This window comes from Sporosarcina sp. SG10008 (assembly GCF_044569405.1).
GTDB classification, from domain to species: domain Bacteria; phylum Bacillota; class Bacilli; order Bacillales_A; family Planococcaceae; genus Sporosarcina; species Sporosarcina psychrophila.
Window position 1 is genome coordinate 1,364,308 of sequence record NZ_CP172607.1, and the last position, 16,593, is coordinate 1,380,900.

The 16,593-nt window shown below is 37.8% G+C and carries 12 protein-coding genes and 1 pseudogene; 10 read left to right on the forward strand and 3 right to left on the reverse strand.

What is annotated here, in order from left to right:
* The first annotated feature begins 111 nt into the window (after positions 1-111).
* Positions 112-1,200: a metallophosphoesterase gene (locus ACGLYD_RS06605; RefSeq protein ID WP_338652569.1), complete on the forward strand. Its 1,089-nt coding sequence runs from the start codon at positions 112-114 to the stop codon at positions 1,198-1,200.
* Between the two features lie 113 nt (positions 1,201-1,313).
* Here ACGLYD_RS06605 and ACGLYD_RS06610 read toward each other — a convergent pair.
* Positions 1,314-1,658 (reverse strand): annotated as a pseudogene (locus ACGLYD_RS06610) (hypothetical protein); the annotation flags it as partial.
* Positions 1,659-1,689: 31 nt separating this feature from the next.
* Positions 1,690-2,517, reverse strand: a complete 828-nt coding sequence (locus ACGLYD_RS06615) for a C40 family peptidase (protein WP_187047562.1) — start codon at positions 2,515-2,517, stop codon at positions 1,690-1,692.
* Between the two features lie 400 nt (positions 2,518-2,917).
* Here ACGLYD_RS06615 and ACGLYD_RS06620 point away from each other — a divergent pair, with 400 nt between their 5' ends.
* The 6 genes from ACGLYD_RS06620 to ACGLYD_RS06645 all read left to right on the forward strand — a co-directional run bounded on the left by ACGLYD_RS06620 (position 2,918) and on the right by ACGLYD_RS06645 (position 8,653).
* Positions 2,918-4,105 (forward strand): branched-chain amino acid ABC transporter substrate-binding protein, encoded by a 1,188-nt coding sequence (locus ACGLYD_RS06620; protein ID WP_187047563.1) that lies wholly within the window; start codon positions 2,918-2,920, stop codon positions 4,103-4,105.
* Positions 4,106-4,247: 142 nt separating this feature from the next.
* The gene (locus ACGLYD_RS06625; RefSeq protein WP_354312882.1) at positions 4,248-5,234 is read left to right on the forward strand and encodes an ABC transporter permease subunit; all 987 of its coding nucleotides are present in this window, start codon (positions 4,248-4,250) and stop codon (positions 5,232-5,234) included.
* A gap of 9 nt (positions 5,235-5,243) precedes the next feature.
* Entirely contained in the window at positions 5,244-6,530 is a 1,287-nt protein-coding gene (locus tag ACGLYD_RS06630) for a branched-chain amino acid ABC transporter permease (RefSeq protein WP_067208567.1), read from the forward strand.
* Positions 6,531-6,548: 18 nt separating this feature from the next.
* Positions 6,549-7,325: an ABC transporter ATP-binding protein gene (locus ACGLYD_RS06635; protein WP_067208570.1), complete on the forward strand. Its 777-nt coding sequence runs from the start codon at positions 6,549-6,551 to the stop codon at positions 7,323-7,325.
* Positions 7,326-7,336: 11 nt separating this feature from the next.
* Positions 7,337-8,038 (forward strand): ABC transporter ATP-binding protein, encoded by a 702-nt coding sequence (locus ACGLYD_RS06640; protein WP_187047565.1) that lies wholly within the window; start codon positions 7,337-7,339, stop codon positions 8,036-8,038.
* A gap of 396 nt (positions 8,039-8,434) precedes the next feature.
* Positions 8,435-8,653 (forward strand): TIGR00366 family protein, encoded by a 219-nt coding sequence (locus ACGLYD_RS06645; protein ID WP_255428653.1) that lies wholly within the window; start codon positions 8,435-8,437, stop codon positions 8,651-8,653.
* A gap of 485 nt (positions 8,654-9,138) precedes the next feature.
* Here the strand turns inward: ACGLYD_RS06645 and ACGLYD_RS06650 are convergent, their stop codons facing one another.
* Positions 9,139-9,972 (reverse strand): TetR/AcrR family transcriptional regulator, encoded by an 834-nt coding sequence (locus tag ACGLYD_RS06650; RefSeq protein ID WP_067208575.1) that lies wholly within the window; start codon positions 9,970-9,972, stop codon positions 9,139-9,141.
* A 100-nt stretch (positions 9,973-10,072) separates the two neighbouring features.
* On the opposite strand from ACGLYD_RS06650, the gene ACGLYD_RS06655 reads away from it, so the two are divergent.
* From ACGLYD_RS06655 to ACGLYD_RS06665, 3 genes are all read left to right on the forward strand, one after another.
* Positions 10,073-13,159 (forward strand): efflux RND transporter permease subunit, encoded by a 3,087-nt coding sequence (locus tag ACGLYD_RS06655; protein WP_187047566.1) that lies wholly within the window; start codon positions 10,073-10,075, stop codon positions 13,157-13,159.
* A gap of 370 nt (positions 13,160-13,529) precedes the next feature.
* A complete protein-coding gene (locus ACGLYD_RS06660) occupies positions 13,530-13,736 on the forward strand; it encodes a hypothetical protein (RefSeq protein ID WP_340741989.1) in 207 nt (68 codons plus the stop codon).
* Positions 13,737-14,509: 773 nt separating this feature from the next.
* Positions 14,510-16,558, forward strand: coding sequence for a BglG family transcription antiterminator (locus ACGLYD_RS06665; RefSeq protein ID WP_354312886.1), 2,049 nt, complete (start codon positions 14,510-14,512; stop codon positions 16,556-16,558).
* The last annotated feature ends 35 nt before the right edge of the window (positions 16,559-16,593 follow it).

Sequence of the window (16,593 nt, forward strand, 5' to 3'; positions counted from 1 at the left end):
ATGGCTAAAAAAACTATACAAAGCGAGAAGGGGAAGGGAACAATTTTTACGGTTACCATTACTCTCTAACTTTGTTCGGTAATTGATGTGATAAAGTGAGGGAAACAACAGATGTCATTTACAACTATTTTATTAATTTTGCTCGTCTTAGTGATCTATTTACTGTTATGTTTTTATATCGGATACAATGGCTGGGTATGGCTGAAAACAACGCAATTTGCTGCCTTCAAGAAAACCTATATAATGCTCATGATCTTACTTAGTTTGTCCTTTTTCATCGGACGGTTTTGGTCATGGGTACCTATCCAATTCATCGGCGGATTTTGGCTCGTGATTTTTGGCTATAGTTTACTATTATTACCTTTGATCAATCTCGCGATCTGCTTATTGAAAAAGAAATGGATTTTTCAAATCGGATTAGGGACGATATTATTCTTTGTTGTTGTGCTTATCTACGGTTCGTACAATGCTTGGAGTCCCGTTGTCACAACGTATGAGGTAGCTATTGACAAACCAGCTACAGAAAAAGAGTTAAAACTTGTCGTTGTATCCGATCTTCATCTCGGAAGCATTGTCGGTGAAAAGCATTTGGAACGTTTAGTTGCCGAAATTGAGGTATTACGCCCCGATCTAATCTTAATTCCTGGTGATATTATCGATGACTACATTGCTCCATACCTGGATAAAGAGATGGGGAAAATATTAGGGAAACTTCATGCACCACTTGGCGTTTACGCAGTACCTGGGAATCATGATTATTATGGCAATGATGTTGATCAATTAGTTATCGAAATGGATAAAATCGGCATCCATGTACTAGCAGACGAAACAGCACTCGTTTCCGATGACTTTTACATCATTGGTCGAAAAGATCTGGCGGCAAAGAGTAGGATTACAACAACTGCATTAGTTGCCGACTTAGACCAAAACAAACCAATGATTATGATGGACCACCAGCCCGTTGAATTTGACGAGGCAAGTGACAGTGGCATCGATTTACTGTTATCGGGACATACGCATAGAGGTCAACTATTTCCAGCTAATCTAATTACTCGATGGATTTTTGAAAATCATTATGGCCACATAATGAAAGGTCAGCTTCACTCAATCGTAACTTCTGGTTTTGGTACATGGGGCCCCCCTCTTAGAATCGGTAGCCGTGCTGAAATCGTTGAAATCAATCTCAAATTCCAGAAATGAAACGCAAAATAACAGGAGACATTGAGACAATGGCAAGCTGAAAGTTGGGGTTCTTTACAAAAAGGAAAAAACAGCTGAAAGAAAAGGATTTCCTTTTCTTTCAGCTGTTTTACTTATGGGTATTTGTTTTCAAAATCACAGTCTTTCAATGGAATCAATTTTGATTTGTGTTCTACTTTATAGACTAGCCAAACGATTAAGAACAATAGTAAACCGACGTAGGGAATGACTACGCTATTCCAATCAATTCCGCTACCCATGAAAGCTTGAAAGTTTTGATCTAAAATAATGAAAATACATAGAAATAGCACCAATAATGGACCAAGCAGGAACCATTTTGTACGATTTGGAAGCTCTTTTATTTCGTGCGCCAAGTCCCAAAGAACGCGAGTGGACGTATACATGCCAGAGTTACCTGCAGATAATACGGCTGTTAGAATAATCGCATTCATAACGGATTCCATTGGTTTTACGAGTCAGGGTTTCTTTTTACAGCCGTTTAAAACTATCAAATTTTGATTTCCAGTAGCTGTTACTTAAGCTTGTTACTTGCGACTGCTTGCCCCCAGCATGCACGAACTTATTATTGCCAATGTAAATGCCGACGTGTGAAATGCCTTTACGATATGTATTTTTGAAAAAGACCAAATCACCTGGTTTGGGCGAGGTTACTTTCTTCGATTGCGCAAATTGGCTAAGCGTGGTGCGTGAGATTTTTTTCCCTGATTGTTTGAAAGCATATTGTACGAAACCACTACAGTCAAAGCCGTTTTTTGTCGTCCCGCCAAATAGGTAGGGTATAAACCTTAGCTTCATTGCCTGATCAACAACGTTTTGAGAAGCAGTGGATGATTTGGAAGTTGATTTGTTTGCACTTGTTAAAAGAGAACTAAGTATCCATCCGGATGTTTTGTTAACTTTTACGTGAAACCAAACATCGTTCCCCAACTTTTTTTGCTGTGAAACAGTTAACGTCGTCCCTTTTTTTACCTTAGCAACAACCTTATTTGTTGTACCAGCAGCGGAACGCACATTGACATTGGATTTTGTCTTAAAGGTTCCCTTTTTTGCTGAAATGCCGTTAGACGCTGAATTGGTTTTCTTAGCTGATGTTTGTAAGATTTGATTTGGATAGAGTGAATCTGACGTTAAGTTATTCCATTTTTTTAGATTGGTTATGGATACCTTGCTTGATTTTGAAATGTTCCATAGTGACTCCCCATTTTTAACTGTATGCGTGCTCGCTTCTACATCGCTATTTGCCATTCCGAATACTAAAGTGCCTGCTAAAAGTAGTGAACATGCAATTTTTCTCATTATGTATTTCAGCCACCTTTTCTATTAATCATTGACTGGTCAATGCCTATACGTTTAATAGTAGAGAACTGAATATGCAAGTACAACAGCAATTTGATTACAGATTCATTACGCGTCCGTAAAAATAACGGGATATCTTGGACTTGCATCCAACTTTAGTTAACATTTGCCGTAGGCAGCTTAAATCATAGACTTCTCTCGGTTCACTGGTTGAACTGGGGAGAGGTTTTTTTATTGAATATGGCACAAAACAAACATTCTTTTGTGGATTTCTCATTATTGTGCTTAACTGGAACTAAATTCCTGAAAATAAAAATGAATAATCTGTCCTAATTCTTGTTTCTAATCAATATACATATACAAAGGCTTGTACTTCAATTAAGAAGAATGGGGGGTCAACATGAAGGTCAAAAAATCTTTAGCTTTATTGTTAGCGGGAGTTTTGGTGGTAGGTATGTTAGTGGGCTGTGGTTCAAAGCCCAAAACGACTGGGGGAAAAGATTTACCGATTATTAAAATCGCTACTCAGACACCACTATCAGGAGGTAGTGCCGCAATTGGAGAAGTAATTAAGCTAGGTGCACAGCTTGCATTAGACGACCAAAAGGAAAAGTTTAAAGAATTAGGATTTGAGTTGCAACTCGTCCCTTTCGATGACCAAGCCGATCCCAAAAAAGGGGTGGCCAATGCTCAATTAATAGGTGCAGATAAATCTATATTCGCAGTTGTCGGTCACTTCAACTCAGGTGTTGCTATCCCATCTTCAGAAGTATATGAAAAATACAGTATTCCAATGGTTTCACCAGCCAACTCAGCAACTGAAGTTACAGATAGAGGATTAAAAACAGTGAATCGTATTGTTGCTCGAGATGATTCTCAAGGTCCAGCAGGGGCTGATTATGCAGTTAACACTTTAAAAGCAAAGAAAATCTTTATCGTTCAAGATAAAACAGCATACGGTACGGGGCTTGCGAAAGCCTTCGAAAAAGGTGCTGAAGATGCAGGAGCTGAAATTCTTGGGTTTGAAGGGATTACGCTTGGAGAGAAAGATTTTAATGGAGTTCTAAACCAAATCCTTTCTAAGAAACCAGATCTAGTATACTTCGGGGGAATCTACGCAGAAGGCGGGCTATTAATAAAACAAGCGAGAGAAAAAGGTATTGATATCCCGATTATGGGTGGAGACGGATTAGATTCTTCTACACTCGTTGAAATTGCTGGAGATGCAATTAAAAATACGTACATTACTACTCTAGCAGGAGATCCTGCTGAATCAGAAGCTGGAAAAGAGTTTATGGAAAGGTACAAAGAAATTAACAATCGTGATGCAGAAGCATACTCAGTATACGGCTATGACACTATGGGAGTGGTATTAAAAGGTATCGAGAATGCAATTACAGCAAATAATAATAAATTGCCGACACGCGAGCAAGTAAGAGATGCTGTTCGTGGAATAAAAGATTATCAAGGTGTGTTGACAACAGTAAGCTTTGATGACATTGGCGACAATAAGTATGCAAAAGTATTTATTTTTAATTATAAAGAAGCTAGTTATCCACCGCAATTAGAAGGTGAAGTCGAAAATTAAGTAGCTTGGAAGGGTACGATTCATTTTGACTGTCTAGCTCCAGGCGCCAGCTCCTCGGTCATAAGTCAGACCGGCTTATGTCTGTCGGAGCTGTGCGGCGCCTTGCGCTTTCTTTTATACACCTTGGACAAGGAGGTAGCTTATGCTGAACGAAATAATACAAACGATCCCGCAAGTCTTGATTGATGGCCTTGCCCTAGGAACTGTGTATGCTGTAATTGCTTTAGGGTACACAATGGTTTATGGGATATTAGAATTAATTAACTTTGCACACGGGGAAATCTTTATGACAGGTGCTTTTATTGGGACAGCCCTATTAATCTTTATGACAGGCACTGGATGGGGGGCGGCGCTACCTGCCATTGTTATGCTAATTATTGTACTCATTGTAACTGCTTTCCTTACAGGTTTTTTGGGGATGGGTATTGAAAGATTGGCATATAGACCATTACGCAATGCACCTAGATTAATCCCGCTTATTACAGCGATTGGCATTTCATTTTTATTACAAGATGTTGTAAGATTCATAGCAGAATTAACAAAAGGAAACTACATTGTAACGGGACCTAGTCTTTTTACAGAACAAGTTTTGATTAAAACTTCTTCCATAAGTTCCATTTTTAATGATGCATCTATAAAAACATCATTTATTATTGTGTTAGTTACAGCGGTAATTATGATGATTGCTCTAGATATATTTGTGAATAGGACAAGATGGGGAATGGCGATGCGGGCTGTTGCACAAGATCGAGAAACAGCTTCCTTGATGACAGTAAATGTGAATAAAGTTATTTCAATAACCTTTTTTGTAGGATCTGCTCTTGGGGGCGCAACGGGGGTATTATTTGCTGTACAATACGGAACCATAGATCCTTATATTGGATTTATTCTTGGGTTGAAGGCATTTACCGCGGCAGTAATAGGGGGCATAGGAAATATTCGTGGCGCAATGATTGGCGGTTTACTACTTGGGGTATTAGAAATGTTTGCATCTGCTAATTTAACACTTTTAACTGGTGGAGTATTTGGTGCCGAATACAAAGATGTGTTTGCGTTTGCGATATTGATCATCGTGTTACTTTTTAAACCGGAGGGCTTATTAGGCAAACCGGTCACTGAGAAAGTGTAGGTGAGAAGATTGAAAACTCTATGGAAAAAATATGAACAAAACAAACTTGCGCATGGAATCTTTCTTCTAATTTACATCGGAGTTACATCACTAAGTTTATATACGGCACAGAAGTCAGTTGCCGCCTTTCTACTTCTATTAACTTCGTTATTACTACTATATTTTACAAAGTTTACTAATCTCACAAAATGGTTGATAGCGGGTTTTGTACTAGTGTTTTTACTGCCGTTCACAGCTAGTAATGGTGATGCTTATCAATCTTACATGGAAGTTTCGACACTTGTTGGTATCTATATTGCTATGGCTTTAGGATTAAATATTGTAGTTGGTATGGCTGGGCTTCTTGATTTGGGTTTTGTAGCATTTTTCGCAGTTGGGGCATACACATATGGTATTTTTGCTACAGCGCAAGCATCTAATTTTATGCCATTTGGAACTTTCCCTTTATCGGGAGAAAGCTTTTGGCTATTTATTATCATAGGTGGATTGGTAGCTGCGTTGTTTGGAATTCTACTTGGAATTCCAGTTCTCCGGGTTAAGGGAGATTATCTAGCTATTGTTACGTTAGGTTTTGGAGAGATCATTAGAATTATATTTAATAATCTAGATCGCCCCATTAATATAACAAACGGTGCAATGGGAATTTCTTCCGTAACTCCACCTAGATTATTTGGGATCGATTTCCTATATCCTAGCCAATTTTATTACATTGTACTTGTTCTCCTATTTTTCACGATCTTTACAGTTCGTCGTTTTGAACACTCCAAAATAGGGCGTTCGTGGAAGGCTGTTAGGGAAAATGAAATAGCTGCTCAAGCTATGGGTGTACCTTTAGTTCGGACAAAACTAATGGCGTTTGCGATTGGTGCTACCTTCTCAGGGATGATGGGTGTCGTCTTTGCTGCTAAACAAGCATTTGTAGACCCTACAAGCTTTACACTACTTGAGTCAATTACGATATTAGTAATGGTGGTTTTGGGTGGTATGGGAAGTGTCCCGGGCGTTATTCTTGGGGCGGCCGTTATGACGATTCTGAATCTCCAAGTATTGACGGAAATGACAAATTGGTTAAATCAACTAAGCTTGTCGGGGATAATTTCGATTCCATATGCATTATCACCAGCTAAAATGCAACGTTTCATATTTGGAGCCCTATTAATCCTCTTTGCTTTATATAGACCAAAGGGACTCTTGCCAGCAAAAAACCGTATATTTATCGAAAAGGATTTACAAGGAGTAAATAGGAAAGCTAAGTTAGTAACAACGCAGGAACAATCGGAAAATGAGAAGCTGTAGCAGAAGGGGGTGCAGTAATTGTCTATTTTAGAAGTTCGAAATATAACAAAAAAATTTGGCGGTCTAACAGCAAATCAAGATGTATCAATGACAGTAGAGAAAAACTCAATTACAGCAGTTATTGGACCGAATGGTGCTGGAAAAACAACATTTTTTAATATGATAACCGGTATTTATCAGCCAACGTCGGGCATAATCCTCCTTGAAAATGAAAAAATAAACGGATTAAAGCCGCATGACGTTTCAAAAAAAGGGATTTCGAGGACATTTCAAAATATCCGTTTGTTTAATGAAATGTCAGTACTTGAAAATGTCCTCGTTGGTATGCATACCCATTTAAAAGCAGGTCTAATGGGTATTTTATTAAATCTTCCTGCCATTCGGAAGGAAGAGAAGGCTTCAGAAATGAATGCATATAACTTATTGGAATATGTAGGACTAGCTCATCTTTTAAATGAAAAAGCATGTAATCTAAGCTATGGCGCACAAAGAAGACTGGAAATTGCAAGAGCCCTTGCTGCTAATCCAAAGGTTTTATTATTAGATGAACCTGCGGCAGGCATGAATCCAAAAGAAACAAAAAATCTAACTCAGCTTATACAGAGCATGAAACATGAATTCAATCTAACCGTTATCTTGATTGAGCACGATATGAAGCTCGTCATGGAAATCTCCGAACATATTGTTGTATTGGATCATGGCGAAAAAATTGCGGAAGGTAAGCCTGAGAACATCAGAAATAATCCAAAGGTTATAGAAGCATACCTAGGATCGGGAGCTATTCAAACGGGATAGGGGGACACTATATGCTTCAATTAGTAAATGTTGAATCCTATTATGGTGGTATACATGCCTTAAAGGGTATAGACGTGTTAGTGAAAAAGGGAGAAATTGTAACACTTATAGGTAGTAATGGAGCTGGAAAATCAACCACACTAAAAACCATAAGCGGATTGGTGAAAGTAAAGACTGGCAACATTATATATAATGGACAGGAAATCTCAAACAAGCCTGCCCATGAAACGACTTTATTAGGAATTGCTCATGTTCCCGAAGGTAGAAGGATTTTTTCGAAACTGTCGGTTAAGGAGAATTTGCTAATGGGAGCATTCTCTGTGAAAAATAAAAATGTGATTAATGAAAGAATGGAAAGAGTATTTCACTATTTCCCGAAATTAAAAGATCGTATCGAGCAAAAGGGCGGTACGATGAGCGGAGGGGAACAGCAAATGCTTGCCATTGGGAGAGCACTCATGATGGAACCGGATTTATTAATGCTAGACGAACCTTCAATGGGGCTTGCCCCAATAATTGTGGAACAAATTTTTGAAATCATAAAAGAATTAAATCGAGAAGGCATAACCATTTTACTTGTGGAACAAAATGCTTATCAAGCGCTGCAAATTGCGCATAGAGGTTATGTTATTCAAACAGGAGAAATAAAACTTCAAGGAAACGGCTATGATTTGATTACTAATGAAGAAGTCCGCGAAGCGTATTTGGCATAGTAGCAAGTAAGATTTTAAGTTTAGGATTTTGTAGCCAATCTATTCAAAAACGCTTAGATATTAAATATCCAAGCGTTTTTTTAGGTGTTGTAACAGATGTATTAGGTACGTATTAGCATTGCGTTAGTTAAGAAGGCTGGGTTCGCGTTGATTTCGGAATTTCTTTATATCCTACTCACTTAATACTGAATTGTGTCGTAATTATATGCCTAATTTAGTATATAAATACTTTCACTTAGAGAAAGAGCTATCTTCTGTAAATAGTTGCAGAAAATTTCTTAGCGTAAAAGAATTATACGCATCTTTTTTCGTTTTAATACCTAATCTCCATTTATTGCCGGAATATACTCAGCCATTCTAGGGTTGTTACTCCCTTCAGACGGTGGAAAGTGGATTGTGGAAGCGCCGTACTTGCTCGCTGCCGCAAAAGGATTAAATATGAGCATGGCCTGGATTGTGCAAGTATACAATGCTTCAGAAGCACTTCCCAACATGATAAATCCATTCTTTATGTTACCTTTATTGGGTGTCCTTGATGTCAAAGCAAAAGATCGCGCTGGATATTCCATTTTGCAACTGATTTTTCACGATCCTGTTGTCCTTTTCTTAGTGTAGATCTTAGCAAAACAATGCCCTATATTTGAATAGTATGTTTAATAGATTTTGAGCCCTTGGGAACTCCAGTAAGAGTTTCCAAGGGCTCTTTGTAGTATTGTGTTATGGGATATTCACTAGTGTTGTTGTTTTCCCTTAAAGGAGATTTCAAATGAAGTGAGAAGTAGCACACCTTCATACAAATTTTCAACTGACCAATCCTCTTAGCTCAGTAGATTTTTGGACTTCGATAACAATGCGTTCATTATTTGTCTGATAGACTATCGAATTTTTATCTGCTTGCATTAACGCTTTTGTTGCTTCCTCAACTATGTCTTGTTGATTTTGGGGCAATTATTTCATCGTTCCTATCAATAGTGGTGATTTTATCATTAAAGTCAGTGTTATCTTTGTAAAAATTCCGAGCAGATTCAAGGATTTGTTTCGTATTTCCATAATTAATGGCGAGTACAATTGACCTGCCCAAAAGTCTAATCCTATGTCATTTAAAACCCAAAATAATTCCGAAGTAAATAAGCCACCCATTTACAATGAGGATGATTTCGAATGTTTTCGAGTAACCCTTTCACAAGAGCAGGACTTAAAGTAGGTTTAAGTAGCTGTTGCTTAAGCAGAATTAACGATTCTTTTTCAATAGAATCCTCAATTTCTTTTATATTTTGTTCAATGATTTCAAGGATTTGCTCCTTTGTTGTTTCTTCCTGCATTGGTTGTTTAAACAGTTGAACTAGCTCGTTTGAAATAAATGGAAGGGTAATGTGCTTGGCTAGTATATTCGTTTTCTCAACCAGCGATTGAGCAAGTAATTTCGAATCTAATGGCAAGTTATAGAATAAAAATAACTCTGAATAGTTTTTCATAAAGCCTTTAATGCAGTAAATTAAATCGTGCTTTATCTGTTCAATTTCTTCGCCGTATAATCGTTCAACCATCGATAAAATTACTTTCTCCATCAATTGATCGTATGCACGAATTTTTAAGATGAACTCTTCGTTAAATGATTGCATTTGTTCTTTAATAAGAATTTTGCCAAAGTCAGAGTGCTTATGAAAAGAATCGAAAGTCGTGTAATAAAAATTGAATAACAAATCTTCATCATTTTTCGTGGTATTGACTTCGTAGTCAATACTGGTTATAAATTGGATCATAAAATGATCAATCAATGCTAAAATCAATTCGTCCTTTGACTTGAAAGATAGGTAGAAGGCGCCTTTAGAAATCCCGCAATGTGCTGTTATCTGTTGTACAGAGGTAGCTTCAAAACCTTGTTCTGCAAAAAGTTCTAAAGCCTTATCCATAATTAGTTGTTTTTTTATCATTATGATTATATCGCTCCTAGGGTTTATCATTGACAACTGACTCGTTAGTCATTAGTATAAATATTTGAGTTCGTAAAGTCAATTTGGGGAAGGTGTAAGAATGAAAGGGTTAGTCAATTTTGTCCTAAAGAATAAATTAGCAGTATGGCTACTTACAATTATCATTGTTGTATCCGGTATATATTCAAGTACACAAATGAAAACGGAGACGTTGCCAGATATATCAATTCCTTACTTAATGGTAATGGGTGTCTATCCTGGAGCTACTCCAGAGCAAGTGATGAAAGATGTCTCCATTCCATTAGAGAAAGCGGTAGACAATCTTGAACATGTGAAAGCCGTTTTTTCAAATTCTTATTCTAATATGTCAAGTATTCAAGTGGAATACGAATATGGCATAGATATGGAAGAGGCGAAACGTGCATTAACTTCCGCACTAGATGCAGTGTCTTTACCAGAAGGAGCACAAGCGCCAACGATTACAGCAATTAGCATGAATATGATGCCGGTTGTCGCACTAAGTGTAAGTAGTCAAACAGAAGATATTGTTGAATTAACGTCAACAGTAGAGGAAATACTACTTCCGAAAATCGAGAAAATCGATGGAATTGCATCTGCAACGATTGCAGGTCAGCATATTGAAGAAGTGCAACTTACGTATAAAGATGAAAAGATGGCTGCACTGGGCATAACGCCAGATACAGTCAAGCAAATGATCGAAGCAAGTGATTTAGCTGTGTCACTGGGTCTTTACGAGTTTGAAGAAGGTGAGCAAGCTGTTTCAGTAGACGGCAAGTTCATGACTGCTGATGAATTAAAGGAAATGCTTATTCCTGTAACACCATCCGCAACAAACACAGCACCATTTGTGAAGCTTAGCGATATTGCTACAATTGATGTCGTAGGTAGAGAAGAGTCGGTTTCACGTACAAACGGTGAAAATGCCATTGCCATTCAAATTATTAAAGGGCAACAAGCAAACACAGTTGATGTTGTAAACGCTGTGAAGGACTTAATTAAAGAAGAACAGAAAACAATAGACGGTCTTGTCATCGATGTATCACTTGACCAAGGTGCGCCAATTGAAGCTTCAGTATCAACGATGATTGAAAAAGCGTTATTTGGTGGTTTGATCGCCATTTTAATCATTCTTCTGTTCCTTCGTGATTTCAAATCAACAATTATTTCGATCATATCCATTCCAGTTTCGATTTTCATGGCTTTACTGTTACTAAACTGGTTGGGTATTACGTTAAATATTATGACGCTTGGTGCGATTACGGTTGCCATCGGACGTGTAATCGATGACTCGATTGTCGTCGTTGAAAATATTTATCGTCGTTTGCATTTAAAAACAGAAAAATTATCAGGCCGGGCACTTGTGCGTGAAGCGACGATTGAAATGTTCAAACCAATCATGTCTTCAACATTAGTGACAGTTGCGGTATTTGCGCCACTTATTTTCGTTGGTGGTATGGTCGGTGAGCTATTCTTACCGTTTGCATTAACAATGACGTTTGCGCTTGTTGCTTCGTTAATTGTTGCCATTACAATTGTACCTGCATTATCTCACTTCTTATTTAAGAAAAAGTTATATAGTGAGAAGACAGAAAGCCGCCATAAAGAGGTCGGTAAATTAGCTACATGGTACAAAGGTGTTCTGGGCTGGACATTAAACCATAAAGTCATTACTTCACTAATTGCTGTCGTTATGTTGGCAGGCAGTGTGGCATTAACGCCATTAATTGGTTTTAGCTTTATGGGTAGTGAAGAAGAAAAAGTGATGTACTTAACGTACACGCCGGAAACAGGCGAGCTAATGGAAGATACGTTAGCAAATATTGAAATTGTAGAACAAAAGTTATTGAAAAATAAAGATATTGACATTGTTCAACTATCTGTTACTGATTCCGGCGATGCAATGTCCGCGATGATGGGCGGAGGATCTGGTGGCGCTTTAATGTACCTCATTTTCGACCCGGATATGAAGAACTTTGCGGAAGCTCGTACGGAAATTGAAGACTATGTGTTCGACATTGGTCAATCAGGCGAATGGAAGAGCCAAGACTTCACTTCAATGTCAATGCCTACGGGTGGGGTTAGCTACACATTCTACAGTGAAAATTTAGATAAACTAAATGAAGCTGTAAAAATGGTAGAAGGTGTTATAAATGAAAACGATCGCTTAGAAGATGTTTCTTCAAGTGCAAAAGATGCTTACGTTGAATACAAATTCAAAGTAGAGCAAGATGAATTACTGCAGTATGGCTTAACAACGGGGCAAATCGTCATGATGCTAAACCCGATGCGTACAAACGATGTATTAACAACGGTTGAAAAAGATAAAAATACATTAGAAGTAATCGTGCAGCAAGAAGAAGCTGTACAACCAAAATCAATCGATGATCTTTTGGCGACAGAGATACCGACAGCACTCGGTACGACAATGAAACTTTCTGAGCTGGTAACAGTTGAGGAAGGGACAACGTTAAATGCACTTGCTCGAAGCCAAGGTGAATATTACGCAACAGTTTCAGGAACAATCATTGATGCTGATATTTCAAAAGCGACATCTGAAGTAGATAAAGCAATTGATAAACTTGATTTACCTAAAGGTGTTACGGTCGGTGTTGCTGGTGTGGCAGCGGATATGACGGAAACATTTACACAACTTATTGTGGCAATGCTTGCGGCAGTAGCAATTGTCTTCTTCATCCTGGTTGTAACATTCCGTGAGGGCGTCGCACCATTCGCGATTCTCGTCTCGTTACCATTTGCAGTCATTGGTTCATTTGTTGGTTTATTAATCGCGGGTGAAACAATCTCTGTATCGGTCATGATGGGGCTATTAATGTTAATCGGTATCGTTGTTACGAACGCGATTGTACTAGTAGACCGTATTATCCGTATGGAACGTAGCGGTTTGAAAATGCGTGAAGCAGTTCTTGAAGCGGGTGTGACGCGTTTACGTCCAATTCTTATGACTGCGATTGCTACGATCGGTGCACTAATTCCATTAGCAATTGGATCAGGCGGCGGTGGCGGTTTGATCTCCAAAGGTCTTGGTATTACAGTAATCGGTGGTTTAATCAGTTCAACGTTATTGACACTGATTGTTGTTCCGATCGCTTACGAACTATTATCCAAGCTTTTCAAGAAAAACCGTAAAGAAATAGAAGAAGATTAATTGATCTAACTAACAAAAACGACCTCATCTATTTATAGATGAGGTCGTTTTTGTTAGTGGATGCTACCTACGGATACCAAACAAAATCACTTTCACATGTGGCACTCTATATTAAGCAATAAAATCAATTCATCTTTCTGAATTTCTCAATTGCTTCCTTTGAAAGTTAGTTTCAAGTTCTTTAAACCAATGATCCCCGCTCAATCTATTCGATTATTATGACGATGTGTCACATGGATTAATCGACAAAGCCATATTTTTCGATGTTTTTATGAAGTTTGATGTGTCAGTGGAGTTAAAGCTTCCTTGGTGAATTAAAGTGAAATCGAGGTATAATTGGGGCAGCAGTACTGTGTTTTGGCGGTGAAAATTGGGTCAGGTTGAATTGCAAGTGTATGCTAAATGCCACAAGCAGCTAGCTGGAAACTTCGATCAGTTTCAAGAGCGCTGTATATCGATCGAATACATTGATGAATACATGATATTTACAGTCTCTTTAGCGGATGAAGAGCTAGAGCCTGTTTATGCTTGGAGAGGATTTGGAAATTATAGGACGAGCATGGAATACGCTGTCTGATTGACCAGAGGATTTCGTATCGTACATTGAAAAGGGCATACTATTTTCTGGGGATGGAGGACGAAAGTCTACTTACTTTGGTCTCGATTCATGTATTTATGTTTTACAATAAAGGAGTTTTGACTGAAGTATTTTAAGAGTACTTGAAAGTTTATATGGACAAATTATTGTTATCAAATGGCTCGCTGTGAAGGGTGCCTGGGACTAACGTATTAGTACTATATATGTTGAATTAAAGAATCCCATTGAATTTACTGTGGCGCTCAATAAGGAGAGAGTTGTATTTCGGGGTGTGGATTGTAGAACACTCGGCGCTTTGGAGATGCCTTTTCCGCGCCTGCGCTAGGGTATTCATTATCGAGAGAAATGTGATTTTGAGATGTATATGCCGAGACTATAATGTGATTACTAGTTGCTACTAATTCTATTCAAGAAAGATGCACTCCAGGTTGCAGATCTCATCACAAATTATGAAATGCTCTTTCTCACATAGACCATCCACAAAGCGTCGAAGCGGTATTGGCGGGAATTCTAATTAGTTCTAAGTATTGGGACTTTTTTTAGCGGCCTCCCAAAAGCCCTTGTAAAGCGCATACGCCGTATTCATTTGTTCAACATATATAGATCCCTAAAATTAAGTGGAAATGCCCAAAGTTAAATACGATAGAAAAGTGAATACCAATAGAACACGAACACTCAGACAACTTTTGTGACCAAATGTAATATTAAGTGAAAGCGTTTTCGAGTATAGTTTTTGTAAGGGGGAGCTAGTTATGTTGGAGAGCAGAAGCTTGAATACATATTTCCAATTAATGAAATTGAAGCCAGTACAGCTATCCTGGTTTATTGACATGCTGAACTTATCCGGACGTCAGTTTCAATATGATGTAGAAAAAATAAATAACTACTTAATTGGCGAGGGAATGTCACCGATTCGCATTTCAAATGACCGAATTCTCATACCAACTGAGGTTATTAATTTTTGGAAAGATAACAACACAGATTTTACAACAAATCAATTTTCTTTTGACCAGGAAGAACGCGTGATCATTATCTTGTTATATACCTTTATCAGGCGCGAACCCCTTTCTAATTTTCACTTTCAAAATACTTTTGGAATTAGTAAAAATACTGTCAGTGCAGATGTAAAACGGGTCAATCGGTTTTGTATCGATTTCCGAGTTGAGATGCGCTATACACGTGAGCAAGGATATCATTTAAAAGGATCAGAAGAAGATAAGCGGAATTTGATGCTCAAGGCGATTTCAATATTGAAAGTTAAGCCACATGCACATGAGAAATTCACTTTTATATTTCAGCAGCAACAGTTTGAGAATCAATATGATCTTTATCAGCAAATTTTGAAGGATTTTGAACAGCAATATTCATTTGCATTCATTGAAGAAAGATTGGATGAATTTATTTACTTACTTCAAATGATCCATATTCGCCAACGGCAACAAAAAAGGGTGTTGATTTATCCGGATACGGTGAGTTTTCTAGAAAAGAAAAAAGCTTTCATAGTTTCGGGATTGATTCAGCAACGTTTAGGATATACGACTCACCCGGAAGAAGTATCCTTTCTAACAATCCAGCTGCTCGGTATATGCCAAGGAGAAGTTAGCCCTACTAGGACTGATACTCTGCTTGAAATCACGGAACAAATTGTTGTTAGTTTTGAACGTTATGCATGTATCCAATTGCTAGATAGAAACAAAGCAATTGAAACGTTATATTTGCATTTTAAACCGGCTTATTACCGAATGCTCTTTAAAATACCAATTACAAATGCGTTGCTTGCTGAAATTAAGGAAGAGCATCATGATTTGTTTACAGTTGTAAAGGAAGTACTAAAACCTATTGAAGAAATGCTGAATATTAAAATACCTGAAGATGAGGTTGGCTTCCTTACCCTTCATTTTGGTGGGTTACTTAAATTGGATAGTGAGAGTCAAAGCAAAGTATTCAGGGCTCTAATTGTTTGTCCAAATGGGATTAGTTCAAGCATAATGCTAGAAAACCAATTAAAATCGCTTTTTCCGCAATTTCATTGGACTTCATCGCTTTCATCCTATGACTTTCAGCATCTCGATGAAGCGAAGTATGATTTAGTATTTTCCACTGTTTTACTTAAAACAAAAAAACCGTTGTATATGATTAGACCGATCATGAGCGAAATGGAAAAGAATGAACTCGTCCAAACGGTAAAAGGGATGACGCTTCAACAGCCTTACCATTATCCAACTTCGGATGAATTAATGAAAATCGTTCGCCAATATGCAGACATCAAACAGCCAGAGTTGTTAAAAAGTGCATTGCAGCACGCGTTATTTCAAAAGGATAGCTTGAATACGAGGAGGAAACAACCGGTGCTAAAAGATTTATTAATCGAAGAAAATATTCAATTTATGGATGAAATCGAAAATTGGAAAGATGCAATCAAGAAAGCAGCAGAACCGCTACTGTTAAACGATTCAATTACAAATCAATATATTGAGGTAATGATTGAGAACGTTGAGACAATGGGACCGTACATTATCATTGGAGAGCAAATTGCAATCCCACATGCACGCCCAGAATTCGGTGTAAAAAAATTAGGAATGAGCTTGTTGAAACTAAAAAAATCTGCACACTTATTAAACAGTGAAGCCAATCAAGTTGAAATATTTATTTGTTTAGCTGCGATTGATAATCAAACACACCTAAAGGCGTTGGCTCAATTGACAAAGTTGTTAAGTGATCCTATTAAATTGCAACATTTAAAGGAGGCGGAGACAAAACAGGATATTCTTGACTTGGTTTCAGAGTTCTCAGTTCAGTAGGTTTGTAACGTTCTATATAAGAAATTGAAAAGTAC